The organism is Pedobacter sp. WC2423, assembly GCF_040822065.1.
Taxonomy (GTDB): domain Bacteria; phylum Bacteroidota; class Bacteroidia; order Sphingobacteriales; family Sphingobacteriaceae; genus Pedobacter.
The window spans coordinates 2597235-2614746 of the sequence record NZ_CP162005.1 but is presented as its reverse complement, the minus strand read 5'-3'; the positions used below and the strand labels follow the sequence as shown (position 1 = coordinate 2614746).

At 37.3% G+C, this 17512-nt stretch carries 14 protein-coding genes and 1 tRNA gene; 7 read left to right on the top strand and 8 right to left on the bottom strand.

All coding sequences use genetic code 11. The annotated features are described in order from the left end of the window. Positions 1 to 38: 38 nt before the first annotated feature. The 3 genes from AB3G38_RS10480 to AB3G38_RS10470 form a co-directional block, all read right to left on the bottom strand. Complete coding sequence (locus AB3G38_RS10480; protein ID WP_367868429.1) at positions 39 to 1700, bottom strand: peptide MFS transporter; 1662 nt, start codon at positions 1698 to 1700, stop codon at positions 39 to 41. 110 nt (positions 1701 to 1810) lie between these two features. Then, entirely contained in the window at positions 1811 to 2722 is a 912-nt protein-coding gene (locus AB3G38_RS10475; RefSeq protein ID WP_367868428.1) for a hypothetical protein, read from the bottom strand. Beyond that, complete coding sequence (locus tag AB3G38_RS10470; RefSeq protein WP_367868427.1) at positions 2722 to 3900, bottom strand: acetyl-CoA C-acyltransferase; 1179 nt, start codon at positions 3898 to 3900, stop codon at positions 2722 to 2724. Before AB3G38_RS10470 ends, AB3G38_RS10475 begins: the two co-directional genes overlap by 1 nt. A gap of 756 nt (positions 3901 to 4656) precedes the next feature. On the opposite strand from AB3G38_RS10470, the gene AB3G38_RS10465 reads away from it, so the two are divergent. Next, positions 4657 to 5271: an RNA polymerase sigma factor gene (locus AB3G38_RS10465; RefSeq protein ID WP_367868426.1), complete on the top strand. Its 615-nt coding sequence runs from the start codon at positions 4657 to 4659 to the stop codon at positions 5269 to 5271. Positions 5272 to 5465: 194 nt separating this feature from the next. On the opposite strand, the gene AB3G38_RS10460 is transcribed toward AB3G38_RS10465, so the two are convergent. From AB3G38_RS10460 to AB3G38_RS10450, 3 genes are all read right to left on the bottom strand, one after another. Beyond that, positions 5466 to 5858 (bottom strand): hypothetical protein, encoded by a 393-nt coding sequence (locus tag AB3G38_RS10460; RefSeq protein WP_367868425.1) that lies wholly within the window; start codon positions 5856 to 5858, stop codon positions 5466 to 5468. A gap of 164 nt (positions 5859 to 6022) precedes the next feature. Further along, positions 6023 to 7102 carry a hypothetical protein gene (locus AB3G38_RS10455; protein WP_367868424.1) on the bottom strand — a complete coding sequence of 360 codons (1080 nt, stop codon included), beginning with the start codon at positions 7100 to 7102 and terminating at the stop codon, positions 6023 to 6025. Between the two features lie 146 nt (positions 7103 to 7248). Beyond that, on the bottom strand, positions 7249 to 9150 hold the full coding sequence (locus AB3G38_RS10450) for a DUF4153 domain-containing protein (RefSeq protein ID WP_367868423.1): 1902 nt from the start codon (positions 9148 to 9150) through the stop codon (positions 7249 to 7251). Between the two features lie 129 nt (positions 9151 to 9279). On the opposite strand from AB3G38_RS10450, the gene AB3G38_RS10445 reads away from it, so the two are divergent. Next, the gene (locus AB3G38_RS10445; RefSeq protein WP_367868422.1) at positions 9280 to 9759 is read left to right on the top strand and encodes an OsmC family protein; all 480 of its coding nucleotides are present in this window, start codon (positions 9280 to 9282) and stop codon (positions 9757 to 9759) included. Between the two features lie 8 nt (positions 9760 to 9767). After that, the gene (locus AB3G38_RS10440) at positions 9768 to 11144 is read left to right on the top strand and encodes a M20/M25/M40 family metallo-hydrolase (RefSeq protein ID WP_367868421.1); all 1377 of its coding nucleotides are present in this window, start codon (positions 9768 to 9770) and stop codon (positions 11142 to 11144) included. Between the two features lie 56 nt (positions 11145 to 11200). On the opposite strand, the gene AB3G38_RS10435 is transcribed toward AB3G38_RS10440, so the two are convergent. Continuing rightward, positions 11201 to 12049, bottom strand: coding sequence for an NAD(P)-dependent oxidoreductase (locus AB3G38_RS10435; RefSeq protein WP_367868420.1), 849 nt, complete (start codon positions 12047 to 12049; stop codon positions 11201 to 11203). A 236-nt stretch (positions 12050 to 12285) separates the two neighbouring features. On the opposite strand from AB3G38_RS10435, the gene AB3G38_RS10430 reads away from it, so the two are divergent. From AB3G38_RS10430 to AB3G38_RS10415, 4 genes are all read left to right on the top strand, one after another. Further along, complete coding sequence (locus AB3G38_RS10430) at positions 12286 to 13449, top strand: DUF6138 family protein (RefSeq protein WP_367868419.1); 1164 nt, start codon at positions 12286 to 12288, stop codon at positions 13447 to 13449. Positions 13450 to 13497: 48 nt separating this feature from the next. Then, positions 13498 to 14610, top strand: coding sequence for an acyltransferase family protein (locus tag AB3G38_RS10425; RefSeq protein ID WP_367868418.1), 1113 nt, complete (start codon positions 13498 to 13500; stop codon positions 14608 to 14610). 739 nt (positions 14611 to 15349) lie between these two features. Further along, a complete protein-coding gene (locus AB3G38_RS10420) occupies positions 15350 to 15592 on the top strand; it encodes a hypothetical protein (RefSeq protein WP_367868417.1) in 243 nt (80 codons plus the stop codon). Between the two features lie 250 nt (positions 15593 to 15842). Beyond that, a complete protein-coding gene (locus tag AB3G38_RS10415) occupies positions 15843 to 16940 on the top strand; it encodes a Fic family protein (protein ID WP_367868416.1) in 1098 nt (365 codons plus the stop codon). Between the two features lie 392 nt (positions 16941 to 17332). Here AB3G38_RS10415 and AB3G38_RS10410 read toward each other — a convergent pair. Further along, a tRNA-Pro gene (locus AB3G38_RS10410) sits at positions 17333 to 17409 on the bottom strand. Positions 17410 to 17512: the final 103 nt, after the last annotated feature.

The window sequence follows — 17512 nt, the reverse complement described above, 5'->3', positions numbered from 1 at the left end:
TTTGCAAATTAATTCTAATTATCGGTTTTTCCCCGTAACTATTTTATTCCTTTTTCCTCCATAATACCATTCAGCCATTTTAAAAGAAAGAAAGCTATAACGGCAGAGAAAAGAAGAAGGCTAAAGTTTACCCAAAAGAAATTGGCTTTATTTTCATAAGTATCCCAGAGCGTAGCCAGTACACCTGATAACTTATTTCCAATAGAAGTTGCCAGGAACCACCCGCCCATCATCAGGGAAGTGATTCTTACCGGACTTAACTTCGAAACCAGTGATAAGCCCATCGGGCTTAAAAACAGTTCACCAATGGTGATGACTCCGTAACCTGCTACCAGCCATAAAACCGAAACTTTTTCAGCACCGTTACTGCCAGCATAAACAGCACCAATCATCACCAGTACAGAAAGCGCTGAAATGAATAAGCCAAACGCAATTTTTGTGGCCGTACTCGGTTCCCTGTTTCTGTTGCGAAGCCAGGTAAAGAATGCGACTACTAATGGGGTCAGTAAAATCACCCAGGCAGGATTTATGGATTGGCTTAGATTAGTTGCCCAAAGCTCAACTTTACCACCTTCTGCCGGAAGCTTATTCGCTGGGATATTTTTAAAATAAGTAGGGTAATTGTATTCTTTTAACACAACTCCGTCTTTCTTTTGAATCCGGAATGCGTTGTCATATAAAGGTATAGAGTCTTTCGAATAGGTGAAGTTTTGTGAAAAATTAAGTTTAGAGAAGGTTTTTTCGGCAACGGGGTTTTGTAAATGCCTGTCTGTATAGCGATCAGCCCAGGTTGTTAATGCAGTACCGTTTTGTTTGAATACCGCCCAAAAAAGAATTACGACAGCAAATATTGTGAGTAATGCAGCAATCGGTCTTTTTTCGTCTTTATCGGCTTTAGCAAGTAAAGAGCCGTAAAAATAGATTACAGGAACACAAGCAAAGATAAATGCATCAGTAGAAGCAGAACCCACCAGTGCATGGCCCATTAATTTAGTGGGAAGTACCCAGCCAATCACTCCTGCAATAACAGAAGGGACTAAAATTACCAATACAATTTTCAAGAAAGACATATCACCGTCTTTCACACCTTTTTTAATATCAAAAGCGCTGTAATGCTTCATTCCGTAGATGAAAATAGCTACACCAATGAACATTCCAATACCTGCTGCGATAAATGCATAACCCCAGCCCAGCATGATATACAATGCTGCACCAAAGAAATTACAGATAAAAGCACCAATATTAATACCCATATAAAAGATATTATAACCCTCATCTTTTTTAGCTGAATACTCAGGCGTAGAATAAATATTACCCAGTAAGGTAGAAATATTTGGTTTGAAAAACCCATTTCCAATAATAACCAGTGTCATGGAAAGATATAGAATTGGTAAACTATGGATAGCCATCATGCAATAACCAACACCCATTAATAACCCGCCCAGGATGATTGATTTTGCATAACCCAAATAACGGTCAGCAATTAATCCGCCTAAAAATGGAGTAAGAAAAACAAGTGCAATAAAAGTACCATATAAGTCGGCAGATTCAGCCTCGGTCATTGAAAAACCGGCTTTAACATCTTTTAAATATAGGGTGAAGATCCCTATCATCAGGTAATATCCAAAACGTTCCCACATCTCAGACAGGAAAAGGAAAGTCAGTCCTTTCGGATGCTTTACTTTAATGGTTTCATTCATCAATTTCAAAAATTAGTTATGTGTTAGCGAAGTGACGCATCGCGCAATATAAGGACATGACCCCGTAATCACAAATTTAAGCCCCGTAGAGGCTGTATTTTGCTTAAAAACTAGTTCTTTAAAGTTGGTGTTTCTTTAGGTTTAGGGTCTATATAAAAATCATCCTTCGCATCCGGATCATTTTTTAAGTCGATATTTTCTACCAGTTTCAGTTGATTGCCTACCAGGCGATAACCATCAAAACTGGAATCAGAAGCGTAGTACTCAAAATTTCCTTCCATATCAGGATCAAAAGGAGCAAGATGATCAAATACGATCATTTGTTCATGCTGATCCAGTCTTAAGGTCATGGAATTCAGTTTATTATATTCAAATACAATTCTGTTTTTTACAGCGGCATTTTTAGGCCCCTGGAAAATTGCCTTTCCAAATTTCAATTCATCATTTACAAATGAAAGCACCTCAATAACCTTTTTAGAAGTTTTGCTGGTATTTCCTTTCCACCCAAGAAGTACATAGGAAGTGCTTTGTCCGCTTACAATTAATGGCACAATTTCATAATATCTTGCACCGTACCATTGTTTATTGGTCGTAATCTGATTGGTATCAGTAATATGTTCTGTGTCGTCAATCAGCGGGTATAATTTTAGTTTTCCGTCTTTGGTCGCCAGTTGAACTGTACCAAAAAAGCGGTAAGTACCTTCTATAGTAGGTATATACCAGGAGAAAATCCGGAAAGTATGATCAGGTGATTTTACAACAGAGATTGTTTGCAGAGAATCGAAAGCAAAATCAAAAGATGAAGGTGTTTTCAAAGCCGCTACCAACGTTTTGATGAATTTAGAATTCTGTTCAAAACGCTCAATATTATTGGGTGCTGTAAATAAGACTTTAGTGATTTTTAAAAGAGAATCCTGATACTTGTTTAATTCGGCTGTACCCGAACTGAGCTGTGCAGAGACATTTGTCGCCGCACAGCTCATCAGGAATAGGATAAAGAAGGGTTTAAAAACCTTAAGCATTAATTTAAATTTTCAATAACCAATGCACTTGCGCCACCGCCACCATTGCAAATTCCGGCAACGCCGATTTTGCCCTTGTTCTGGTTCAGTACAGAGATTAGGGTAACTACAATTCTTGCACCGGAAGCACCCAGCGGATGTCCCATCGCAACAGCACCACCGTTTACGTTCACCTGAGATTCATTTAAGCCCATTTCCTGATTATTAGCTAAAGAAACTACAGAAAAAGCTTCGTTGATCTCAAAGAAATCTACATCAGCCATATCTTTTCCCGCTCTTTGCAACGCTAATGGAATAGCTTTTGAAGGTGCAGTTGTGAACCATTCTGGTGCTTGTTGTGCATCAGCATAACTTAAAATACGCGCCAGTGGTTTTAAACCAAGTTCTTTTGCTTTATCTGCACTCATCAAAACCAATGCTGCTGCACCATCATTTAATGCTGATGCATTTGCTGCAGTAATTGTTCCGTCTTTTTTGAATACTGGTTTCAACCCTGGTAACTTTTCAAAATTAACCGAGTAAGCATCTTCATCTTTATCAACGATTGTCGCATTTCCTTTACGGTCAACTACTTCAACAGGAATGATTTCCGCGTTGAATTTACCATCATTGATAGAAGCCTGTGCTCTTTTATAAGAACTCACTGCGTAATTATCCTGTGCCTCGCGGCTAATGTTATAAGTTGAGGCGCATAATTCGGCAGCAGAACCCATATGGTAGTCATTATAAACATCCCATAAGCCATCTTTAACCAAGCCATCGGTTAACTGCCCATGCCCTAATCTGTAACCTGTTCTGGCTTTATCAAGATAATAAGGAACGTTACTCATACTTTCCATTCCGCCAGCAACAACAATATCATTTTGTCCTGAAGCAATACTTTGTGCTGCAAGCATGATCGCTTTTGTACCAGAAGCACATACTTTATTAATTGTGGTTGCTGGAACATCAGGTAAACCGGCAAATTTAGCCGCCTGAGTAGCTGGTGCCTGACCTACATTTGCAGATAAAACATTACCCATATATACTTCCTGCACATGTTCAGGTTTGATTCCCGCTTTTTCAACAGCAGCTTTAATGGCAAAACCTCCCAATTGGGTAGCTGTAAAACCTGACAGCGAACCGCCGAAACTTCCTATTGGTGTCCTTAATGCTGATACGATAACTACTTCTCTCATTTGTCTCTATTAAATTTGGTTGTTGGCAAATCTAAGAATTTTAAATTTGCTCAGGAAGGTCTTTTTTAAAACCTGCAATAAAATGAATTATCTGCATAACCAGGATAGGTAATCAACAAAAACAGCCTTCCCTTTTTGAAGATCAGAAATATTAAAATTATCCTGCTCATTGGCTGTTGTGAATTTAACGCGTGTAGAATCTTTGGCCCGCAGCACGCTGATTGTCGTGTGCGGCTAATTTGCAACGGATGCGTGATCTGTTACCGATCCTTTCAATGACCATGAACTTTGTGCAAATGTATAATAGAAAGAAAAACAGAAAAAATGAATAGAAGTAATCTCCTAAACAATTAAGTATAAGACTAATATATGATAATTTTGATACTAAATATGTCTTTAATGATGATAAAGTTTTTAAAATTAATCAATTATATTTTTATGTTAACTTATTGAGTATTAAAATGTTTAAATAATTGCATATTATTAAATATCTGGATATAAATATTTTTACTGGAAAATAAAATTATAAGTGTACTCATATAATCAGTTGTTGCTTTCCATGACCAGACTGGTTGACTATTTCTCTTTTTATACCTTCAATTTAACCTGGCCAAGGTTTCTATAGAAAAAAATATAAAGCTTTTTATTGTTGAAAAAACGTTTTTCTTAAGCTATATGTGTAGAATTACATTCAACAGTATTGTTGAATTACAAAAAAGTATTTAATATTGAATATTAATTAGTTAGGTGTATTTGATGGAGATATTAGACAATAGAGGAAAAAGAATTGTAGAAAAAATGCCCTGGACTGAAGAAGAACTATTCAGTCATGTCAAAGCGGGAAATAAAAATGCTTTTGAACAACTATATAGAGATCATAGCGGTGGCATTTATTGCAACCTGAGAAGAATGACCAGGGATGACGAGCTTGCTAAAGAAATCCTTCAGGATGTTTTTACTAAGGTTTGGGAAAAAAAAGCCGCACTTAATGTTAATAAACCTTTTCATTATTATCTATTCCGTATGGCTCAAAATTCGGTTACAAATTTCTATCGCAGTATTAAGCGGGATAAAAAGATGCTGGAAAATCTCCAGCTTCTAGCTTCAGAAATTACGCATCAGCCAATTGAAACCATAAAAACAGGAGTAGAGGAGGAGTTATTGCTCCAGGCAGTAGACTGCCTTTCCCCAAGAAGGAAAAAGATATTTGTTCTCTGCAAACTGGAAGGCAAATCATACCAGGAGGCCAGTAAAATTCTGGGAATAAGTGTTTCTACGATAGGTGATCATATTGTTAAGGGGACGAAAACAATTAAACAACAACTGATGAAATCAAAGCAATACTCTTCTTTTCAGACATTTCAATGCTGATAATTATTTGCTGTGAAAAATATTTTAAAAAAAGATGAAAACAGAGCAGATGAAAACAGGTGGGTTTGCGTCTTTACTATATAAGATCACCAAATAAAGGTATTGCTAACAACGCCCGTTGCTCTGGCAAGTTTAGGTTAATAATAGTTAATAAGCCAGTCGATGTCTGTGGATGCAACATCGACTGATTTTTTTTAAACTACTCTTGTAAATTCAATAGTATAGATAGTATTTGGTGAAGAATGCCATTTACCATCTTTATTAAACTGCATTCCTTCAGGTTCAGTGGTCCATATCATCAGATCCCCGGTCAAAGTCAGCTTGTAAACTTCTGTTTCCTTACCGAAAGATTGAACCATATAAGAGTCATTACCCTCTTTGATAATCTCATAAGTAGCCTTTGATGGGAAAGTCTCATTTTCATTAGCTTTGAAATTTACACCATCTAATACTATAATGATATCAAGTTCAGTGTTAACCTGATCGGGATGTATTGTATTTCCTTTTTTATCATTAAATACATATTTATCTGATACAGCTTTCCACTTTCCTGTAATTTGCTTATTGATTTGTTCTTTATTATCCATTTATAATTTATTGATGTTATTAATGACAAGCGGTTTCTGCTGATCAGGTTACTTGCTGCAAATATGCTATAAAAAAAAGCGACTGGTATCTTGAGAAAAAGAAGTATCAATTCCTTTAATCATATTCATCAGACGTAAATGCTGAACCAGGGTCGTGTCTGCTACTAATTAATCAATTCTACAGGATAAGTGTTTTTTCCATCATTCCAGGTGCCAGTTAAACTTCCGTCTTCCTTAATTTTTACTTTAAAAACTTCCTGTTTCTTTGGAGCATCATAGTTTGGTGCCTCCGTTAATAACAGAGAAGAATCCTTGTTGAAAGTACCTCTCAATTCAGTTTTCTTGCCGTATTTATCATAGAAGTAAGAGGCTTGGAAAGAGTCTTCGCCAATATAAGTAACCAATAACGTGATTGGATAAAGCTTATTTATTTTGCCTTTGAATACACCTTTTCTCAGAACGTGGTTTTGAGGTGCAATACATTTTGATGCTGTGGCAGCTAATAAACACTTTCCATATTCATTTAAATAAGGTTCCAGGAATTTGTTACTTAACAGATTACCGTAAATATCGGTTTTACCTTCCATTGCCTGAAAATAATGCGATCCGGAGCAGGATCTTCTGGTTAAGAATAAACCGTTCTTTTGAAATTTAAGATCGTCAAGATTCAGGTTATCTTTATCCTGCTCCAACAGGCATGAAGAATAGGTTGTGATCACAGATTCATCTTTGTCCTTTGAGTTTTTTAAAGTTTTAAGATAGTTGCTCAATCTTGTCTTACGGCTTTTGATAATAAATTGACGAATTGCCTCGTATCCTTCTTTTGTTACCAGATCACTAAACTGTATAAGCCTGCCTGTTTGTGCATCAAAATTATTAATTGCAGAATATTCATTGAGAGATGCACTCGTATATTCACTATTTATTTCTACAGAAAACAGTTTAGAGGTATTGATCAGCACATGATAGTTTAATATTGTTGTACCCATGTTTGAACCTTTCTCTGGTCTTACTTTTTCAAAAATACTGATCTTCTGTTTTCCAGGAAGGATATCCAGTTCTTTGCCCTGTAAAAATGTATTGATCATGTTTTGTGCCGGAGTTTTTCCGGTCAATACTGGGAAATTATATTCTCCAGACTGTTCAAATGTCTCTTTTATAGCACTGACTTTGAAATATTGCGCTTTTGCCTGTATTGAAAATGTAAAAAGTAACAGGGCAGTAAATGATTTAATAATGGTCATTCCGATTGAATTTTTTAATAATTGATCTTGCAGTTAAATATCTGTTTTTTATTCTAATGTATTTCTCTTTTGTCAATGTTTATTCGTGAATTAAGATATGTTTTTCATTGACGACTTTATTGTTTTTAATCTTTTTTATGATTGCATTATCTTTTCTTAATCAGATAAACTCCTTTAGTATAACCCAGAGAATTTATTTTTTGATTTTTATTCGTAGAGAAGCTGATAGTTTTAAGCTCAAGCGTAACCAGGAAGTTTTTCGTCTTTTTAGTGAAGCTCAATAATGCGGGCGGCAAATTATATTCCGGAGGATCATCACGGTTCGGCTTTTGCAAGTAAGGTTTTAGCTTTGATTCCTGTTTCATCAACTCACTGATCAGCTCATTGATATTGAATACAGCCACTTCATTATTCAGACTGAGTTTTAATATGCCTGCCTTTTTAGTTTCTGTATTTATAGATATATGATTAATCATATATTGACTATGAGTATCAGTAAAATCAATATTTGTCTGATCAATCATGAAATCAAAACCAGTTATTACTGTAATATCCGGCTCGGTCGTATTCAGAATATACTGTTTCTCCTGCTGATCGTCATGGTCAAAATAGAAACGATATCCTGAGAATTTCTTTAATCCGAAATAGTTGATTATCCATCTCATCTTTTGATCCAGTATCTCATATCTTGAAGTACGTAGATGTCCATAACTATCTTTGGCCTTGCTTAGAGAATCGTTAACCGCCTTCAGATCTTTCGTAACATAGGGCTGCAGGACATCAAAATCATTATGACCAATAAGATATTCTAAAGTAGCTACCGCTTTCTCCCCATTTTCTTTAGAAATCTTATTGATTCTTACCATTCTGCCAGCTTGAAAAGCATGATTATCTTTAAAAATACCTAGCAGAATACTTTTTTGAGAATAGGTCGAAACAGAAAATGCACTTTGAGGCCCATAAATAGATAATACAGTAAGCAGGAATAGCGAAATTGGGATTACTTTGATATTTTGCTTTTTTGATAACAGGAAATAAAGCGTAATAAATAGTAACCAGCATGCCAGGAATGTTAAAAAATAGCGGGGTTCTGTCAAACCATAAAGAGCTATTCTTGTACTCAGTGCTATAAATAACAAGCACAAGAGCGGCAGCATTAGAAAATAAAAAGTACGCGCAAACGTCTTAATCCATTTGTTTTCTGCTTTTTCCCGTATGGGGAAAATAAGTAATAAGGAAAGTATACCAAACACTGCATAACCTAAAATCAAGTTGGAAACGAATCCCTTAGGCAGCCTCCACTGTACCAATATTTTTAATTCATAAGCCAGCAGAATCACTACATATATGGTGGCAAGTGGTATCAGAACATATTGAGTAAATATTTTTAATCCCTTTGGATAGCTGAAATCCTGGTTGAGTTTAGCAAAATCATCGGGAACGCCAGAAAGAAAAAATATCGTATTGAATATACCTGTAACACAAACCCATAGGATGTAAAAAGTATCGTGCTTAAAGTCTGCATTAAATAAGAGGTTCATTGCACCAATTGCAGCTGCGATACCAGCATATAAGGCAGTGCTGTAAAGCATGCAGGTTAAAAAGTGCAGGAACAGCGTTTTATTAAATTGCCAGAAACCCTGTATAGCGCCAGCTTTAGTGAATGCAGCAAAAGCGACCAGTAAGTGTCCGGCAAGGATCAGTAAGAAAAACCGGATCAGATCAGCAGTATTTATAAGCGGATTAAAAGTAAAAAATAACGTCGTCGTGAGTAATGCTGTAATCAGGTTATAAATCAGCCGCTGCGAAGTTTTAATTGACCGGCTTTCACAAAAGAGGGTAGTAGCCAGGCTAATCACCACTCCCAGGGCAGCTGTCATTATTACTCTTTTGCACCAGCTTTCCTTTAGATAATTCAGGCTCTCCAGTTCTATATATGCTATTGTTGCTAAAGTTGCAATGAATGCAAAAAGCATTTCAAAAGGAAAACGCTTTAAAACACGATATACACTTTGTTGTAAGTTTTTAAGAGAAGGAAATGTCATCATTGGGAAATTTGATCAAAGATATATTCTCATTTTTAATAACGCCAGTCTATTTACAGAATAAACAATGATTTATTTTTTAACTAAATAAGAATGTCTAAATTGGCTTTATTGAATATTAAATGATCATTTATGGCTAAGACACATCAGTATAAAACAAATCTTGTATGGGCAGGAAATAAGGGCTCCGGAACTATGGACTACAGATCTTATGATCGGGATTTTATTGTTTCAATTGATCACAAGGACGATATCAATGGTTCATCTGATTCTGCTTTTCTTGGTGATAAAACCAGGCATAACCCTGAAGATCTGCTCGTTTCATCTATCTCATCCTGTCATATGCTTTGGTATCTTCACCTGTGTTCGCAAAATGATATTATTGTGATGGACTATAAAGATGAGGCGACAGGGACGATGACCGAAAATGCGGATGGGAGCGGTCAGTTTACAGAAGTTATTTTACGGCCGGTGGTGCTGATTATTGATGAAGCAAAACATGAAAAAGCAATTAGTTTACATGCAGAAGCACGAAAGCTGTGTTTTATTGCCAATTCATGTAACTTCCCAATTAAGCATTTGCCTGAATGTATTGTAGAACCTAAACGCTGATTCCCCCAATGAAATTAAAGCTTATTCTTCTTGTATTGTTTTCTGCAAATCAATTGTATGCCCAGGAAACAGTGATTATACGTAAAATCTACGATGAATCCCTGGTAAATAGTAAATGCTATGAAAACCTCCGTTATCTCTGTAAAAATATTGGTCCGCGTCTGAGTGGATCTGAAAATGCTCAAAAAGCAGTGATTTGGAGCAAAAAACTAATGGAAAATTACGGGTTTGATAAAGTATATCTGCAGGAAGTTATGGTGCCGCATTGGGTAAGAGGAGCGAGGGAGACTGCCTATATTATTGATGGGAAAAATCGTATCCCTGTACCAATTGCTGCGCTGGGTATGAGTGTTGCAACTCCTGAAAATGGGCTTACTGCCAATATTATTGAAGTACAAAGCATTAAAGAAGTAGAAGAACTTGGTGAAAGCAGGATAAAAGGTAAAATAGTTTTCTTTAACCGTCCATTTGACCCAAAGTTTATCAGTACGGGTGAAGCTTATGGAAAAACAGGCGATCAGCGGTTCATGGGGCCGTCAACTGCTGCTAAATATGGCGCTGTTGGTGTAATTGTTCGTTCGCTGACCGAAAGCCTTGATGATTATCCGCATACTGGTGCCACACTTTTTGATAAAGACGGTAAAAATATACCTGCTGCGGCTATATCAACTAAAGCGGCAAATAAGTTAAGCGCTATGCTGAAAATGCGTAAGCTGCCTGTTGTTAAGTTCTATTTTAAACAGGACTGCCAGCTACTTGCAGATGTATTATCTTACAATGTAATTGGGGAGTTGACAGGTACAGAACATCCCAATAAATTCATTACAGTTGGCGGACATCTTGATTCATGGGATCTGGCCGAAGGTGCACATGATGATGGTACAGGTGTTTTGCAATCAGCAGAAGTGCTGCGTATTTTCAAATCTTTAAATTACAAGCCTAAAAATTCTGTTCGTGCAGTCTTTTTTATGAATGAAGAAAACGGCCATAACGGAGGAACGAAATATGCTGAACTGGCTGCCCTGAATAAAGAGGAACATATTGCGGCTATTGAAACAGATGAAGGTGGTTTCACTCCGCGCGGTTTCAGCTTTGAAGGTGTATCTGATGATTTTATCAGGAAGATTAACAAGCAATGGAAACCTATATTTGAACCTTATGAAGCAGATCGTTTAACCATTGGTCAGTCTGGTACTGATATTGGCCCATTAAAGGAAAAAGTTCCGGGAGTTGTCCTCATCGGTTTCAGACCTGATTCTCAACGCTATTTTGATATTCATCATTCTTCAAATGATGTTTTTGAAAACGTAAATAAACGCGAACTTGAATTAGGTGCTGCAAGTATGGCTTCTCTGATCTATCTGATAGACCAGCATGGACTATAAAATTAGTGTTAGCTATTATATTGGCTTAATCAAAGCAGATCAAGCCAATATTAAAGTTAAAGATATTTTTTAATGGCAATAAGATCTTCATTACCGAATTCTGCTTCCGCCTGCTGAAAAGTTTTACAAACTGTATTTCCTAATGGTGAGTCCAAACCTTCTGCCTTTGCCAGCCTGAGATCTTTGGTCAGCAGCTTTAAAGCAAAGGCTGGATTATAATTCTCATTAATGATCAATTCGCCTTTCAACTTCATGAATACGCTACCCAGCGCACCGTTATTGATTATGGATAGGATTTTTTCTGCTGAAATACTATGATGCTCAGCAAAATTAATGACTTCTGCAAGACCTTGCGCTTCAATAGCTAAAAGTGTGTTGATACTGAGCTTGGCAAGATTTCCTGCACCAATATCGCCAATGAGACTGGATGAACTTCCTAAAATGCCAAACAGCGGTTTGATACTTTCATAGACAGCTTCTTCGCCTCCTGCCATAATCACAAGCTTCGCTTCTTCGGCCTGCTTAATACTTCCCGAAACGGGGGCATCGAGATAAAACGCACCTTTTTCCTTGCAAAGTATAGCCATTTCACGATTGATTCCCGGAGAAACTGTACTCATATTCACAATCGTTTTACCGGTAAGTTCAGCAGACAGAACTCCTGCTTCCGATTTAAAAATATCTTCAATAGCGTGATCATCGGTCACCATTAAGAATAATATATCAACGATATTTACTAAGTCAAGCACAGATTGTGAAACCACTGCACCTTTAGCGGCCATAGCTTGTGTGTCCTGCTCATGGCGGCCATATACATAAACCGGATAACCTGCTTTTAACAATTGTCCGGACATGGGCTGACCCATTTTTCCGAGGCCAATCCAGCCAATCTTTTTATTTTTCATTTTTCTATGCGTTTAAATTCTACTTATTATTTAACTGCTGTTAAGAAAAGTCCGTCTATCTTGAAGGTAAATAGTTACATTTTCAGCAATAAATTTAGTGGTGTTCCAACTGAATAAAGTATTTTCCTTAAGTTTTGACATCTGCGAGACACATAAAACGCGAAATTTTTGAGCAATGTTTGTAAAACATATAAATTATAGTTTCTTTGTCAGTAGACAAGCACAACCGGTTAATAATGGAAAATAAAAGAGATTATTTAATGTTTGAGGATATTAATTCTGATTCCTCATTAAATGAATTGTTCGATACCTGTGTTACCTCTATCCAGGAAGGAAAAGCGCAGGTGTCTAATACCCGTGAAGAGCCTGATTATCCAACTCACGAGTGCTTTCTTGTGAACGGAAGGGAAATTTTAGTAGACGCTCCATTGGAATATTATTTGTTTAAACTTGGTAATAGCGGTTTCGCATACGAAAAGGCAAGGGATTTTTCCGATACTATGCGGAAACTCTGTGGATGGCAATGGCATGTGGACAGGATCTTGTCTGACTGGGTGGACAGCAATGTCCGTGATCCATTTTTAGAACGAACAATCGATAATGACGGGGACGATCATTATAAGTTAAAACCCGGCAAATCTATTGGGCAGTTGCAGGAAGATTACCTGCGTTTTGCCTGCTATATTGGAGTGTGTTATGTAAAATACGGAGGAAGCGAAGGCCAATATACAGCAAATAATATTTTTAATATGGCCAAAGCAATTGGTAGTGATTTACCCACAAAGCTAAAGAAGCAAGGCAGTGGCGAATTGCCATTGGAGATAGCACAATACAAAGACAGCATAGTTTCCTGCAATGCGAATGATGTTTTCGCGACTATAAAAATCACATTGAAAGAAGAGAAAGAAGAAGCTTATCTGCTGGTTTTGAATTTTCTTTGCCGTTTGTTAGAATTCGGTTTTCCCGGATCTTACACCATTACTTTTAAAAGCCCTGAAAAGAATTGGCTTCCTATTAAAGGATTGCAGAAAAAAGGCGTTCATCAGTTATTTGCGAATGCAGCAAGATGGCCAGCCCTGTATGGCAAAATTGAAGATTACGCACGGCTGGCCATGAAAGAATTTGAGTGGTATAATGATTTTGAAGCAGAGCACTGTGCTATGCCTGGTAGCTTTGCCGTATTTACATTAGGGCTTATGGACGAAAAATATCAGGCACTTATCTGTGACTATTTGAATATATGCGATGAAGAACATCAAAGTATACAGGGTGAATTTGTATTGGCTTATATTGAAAAATATGGTTTTACCGAAAAAGGTCTGGAACTTTACGATTTATGTGAGAAAAATATACAACAACTGCCAAAAAAACTATCGGTTCAACATGCAAAGTTGAAGTAGACCTGATGCTATCACCACATTAAACTTAGTCTGAAAAGTATATATTAAATGGATACGAACGGAACCACCGGGACAACTCTGCAAACAAAACAGCATTTCGAAATTCTTGATGGATTAAGGGGCGTTGCTGCTCTTGCAGTTGTCACGTTTCATTTTATGGAATGGGTTTATACTGATGCTAGCAAGAACTTTATTGGACATGGTTTTTTGGCTGTTGATTTCTTCTTCTGTCTTTCGGGATTTGTGATCGGATATGCTTATGATGATAGGATATCAAAAATGGGCGTTTTCAGTTTTTTGATATCAAGAATTATCAGGTTGCATCCACTTGTTGTAGCAGGATCGGTATTAGGCTTGCTGGCATTCTTATTCGATCCGTTTGGAGGTCATCCGGAATTGTATAGTACCGGTAAAATCATTCTGACTTTTATTTGCTCGATATTTCTTATTCCTTTACCTGTAATAGCTGATCGTGGTTTTAATCTGTTCAGCTTCAATGCGCCAGCATGGTCGTTGTTTTGGGAATATGTTGCCAATATTGTTTATGCATTCGTGCTTTATCAAATTGGCCGCGGATACCTGTTATTGTTGACCATACTATCGGCTGTGGCTATTTGCTATGTAGCTTATCGTTCCGGCAATTTACTGGGTGGCTGGAGCGGCCCTACATTTTGGGATGGCAGCGTCAGGATATCGTTTTCCTTTTTAGCAGGATTGCTTATTTACCGTTCCAACTGGATTATTAAAAACAAGCTTGGATTTATCGGCCTGTCTATATTATTGCTTCTGGCCTTTATCATGCCAGTCTCCAAATGGAACTGGATATCCGAACCTCTGGTCGTTTTATTTTACTTCCCTATGCTGATAGCTTTGGGCGCAGGAGCTAAGTTAACGGCTGTCTTTAAAAAGCTTTGTATATTTTCGGGAAAGATCTCCTATCCATTGTATATGACACATTACGCTGCATTATGGATGTTTGGTAACTATTATACCAGTCATAAGCCTGGCACTATACAATTGACCTTAATTATCACAGCCGGGTTAATTGTGCTGGTTGGAGTAGCTTACCTGGTCATGGTAATTTATGATATGCCTGTAAGAAAATATTTAAGCAATAAGCGGAATGAAAGGCCTGTCAGACAAAAAGCCAGAGTTATTTAGGGTCAGGCGGAATTCTTTGGGAAAGGAAACTCCCGGAAAACAGGTGTGTTGATCTAAAGGAGAAGCTAGGGAGGAATTGCTTCCCTGTGCGTGATACTTGCCTTTTTAAAAGAACCTGTGCTTCATCTACTACTTTAAAAATGAAATCGCCCAGGATTCCCTTTGAAAATTTACCATTGAAAATTACCATAAATAGTGCTTTTTCATAAATGTAAATCATTAACGTTAAAGCGCATCATCAGGAGTGGACAATGTCCGTAATTGTCCGCAGCTGTCTGCAATTGTCCGTAGTTGTCCATGCCTTAGTCAAAGGAAAAACCTTCCTCTGGAAGTTGCGCTGAAAGCTTTCAATTTGCCTGGGAATGACTCAGGGGAAACAAGGCCGGGCTGTTCGTAAATAAATTCAAAATAGCTAAATCATAAAGCCATATCGGCCGGGTACTGTCCGAGTACTGGTCGGGTACTCGTTAGGGTAAGAGCAATGCTAAAGTAACGTGAGAGCATGGCAAGTCCAAGTCAAAATAACTAGTTGAAATGACTTAGACTTGCCATAGTTCAAGCCCGTTCTCAACCTGGTGTCATCCCGACCACCACTCAGGCACAACCCAACCATAACTAGTTGAAGATTAATGAAATTATAATTTTCCCTTTGACTAACCTATGGACAACTGCGGACAATTGCAGACAGCTGCGGACAATTACGGACATTTTTTACGCATCAGGATAATCTTTAACGCTAATGGCTTACATTGGTGAAAAGATATTTATTATGGGAAGTTTAACGGGTAAATTTTCAAAGGGAATCCAGGACGATTTCATTTTTAAAGCAGCAGTTTGGCGTACAGGTTTTTTCAAAAGTTCTGTACCGGGCAAAAGGAAACAAGCAATGGAAACCCAAAGGCATCAGAGAAGTTTCGTTAAAGTAGCCAGCCTGGAAAAATCAGGATCTTTCCTACTCCTAAGAATTCCGCTGAAGCGTTGACCGATCTCTTATCAAAGTAATCAGGAGCGTTTAATAATGATAAATTGAACTATAAAATCAGGAAGTAATCAGCTGATTAAAGAATCGTAACCAGCTGCTTTGAACTCAAAAATATCAAACCCAAAACTTGAAATTTAATCCCTGATCCACAACTTTTGGTATTGAATAAAAGATATGAGCCGATTAATATTTTTAATCGGCTCATATTATCGCTATTTTTGAGCCGATTAATTTATTTAATAGGCTCACTATGTATAATTGGCAATTAAAAGACTGGCCCAATTTCACTTATTCGGTCAAAGACCTACAAGAGATGTCTTTGGCTTTTGCAGAAGAGTTTGGTGCCATAAATGGCTTATTACTAGGTCTAAATGAAGATTTAAAGCAAGAAACATTATTAGAAATTCTGATTGAAGAGGCCATTAAAACCTCTAAAATTGAAGGCGAATATATGAGTAGAGAAGATGTAATGTCTTCTATTAAAAACAGCCTGGGTCTTCAACAGAATTTTGTGGTAAAAGACAAGGGAGCAATCGGCGTGGCAAAACTGATGGTGGAAGTAAGCCAGAATACAGGCGCGCCTCTAACACTTGATTTAATATGCCATTGGCATCAGGTGTTGATGGGGCATAACCAGAAGGTTAATGCTGGTGTGTGGCGTCAAGGTGAAGAACCAATGCAGATTGTTTCTGGAGCACATGGGGGAGAAGTTGTCCATTATGAAGCTCCACCCTCAGCAGATGTTCCTGCTGAAATGGAGAAATTTATAAATTGGTATAATCGCACTGAATTACCGGTTAAAGATAAGATTTCTAAAGCATTGTTAAAATCAGCCATTATACATTTATATTTTGAATCTATACATCCTTTTGAAGATGGAAACGGAAGGATTGGGAGGGCTTTGTCAGAATTTGCATTTAGTCAAACCTTAAATTCTCCTGTTTTACTTTCCTTATCAAAAACGATAGAAAGAAACAGGAAGCTTTATTATGAGCAATTGAAAAGTGCTCAGAGAAGTTTAGACATTTCGGAATGGATAAATTATTTTTCAGAAATCATTTTAGAGGCTCAGAAAGATTCCAAAGAGCTAGTCCAATTCACTTTATTGAAGGCAAAGTTTTATGACCGATTTAAAGCTCAGTTTAATGAGCGCCAATTAAAGGTGATTAGTAGAATGCTGGAAAATGGAACTGCTGGTTTTGAAGGCGGGATGACTGCGAAGAAATATATGGCTATTGGAAAAACATCAAAAGCCACGGCTACAAGAGATTTACAACATCTTAATGAATTAGGGGCTTTTGCGATAGAAGGAGCTGGAAGGGCTGTGAGGTACCAGCTGGTTTTGTAAAGGTTTTTATTTTCGGTCAATCTTTATTATTTGCTTGCAGCTGTAAATATTCAATCCTGTACTCCTGTGAACAATCTTGTTCATTTTCGAACGCAGGGATGGCTTTCTGTTTTTTAGATAAAACGCTACTCCGAATGTGTTGCTTACTGTTTTCATCTATCAATCTTTAACTGTTTCAAAAGCATCATTTGATCAGGTTTGCATTGGCTTAAGCAAAAGGGGCACCTGATGATTAAATAATCAGGCAGTAAACCTTGCGAAACGGGTCAAAATAATTCAATTAAATAATTGAATATTTCCTTGCATTTGTCTGAACCGATTGGATTGAAATAAAACAAAAAACCCCTTAAATCATATGATTTAAGGGGTTTTGCCGACTTTTCAAAGTCGAATGGTCGGGGTGGCAGGATTCGAACCTACGACCTCCTGCTCCCAAAGCAGGCGCGATACCGGGCTACGCTACACCCCGAACTTGATCAACATCTCAGTTATAAATAACCTTCGTTGTTGTTGGGATTGCAAAAGTACAATAATATATTTGGTACGCAAATTTATTTTTCTTTTTTATCACT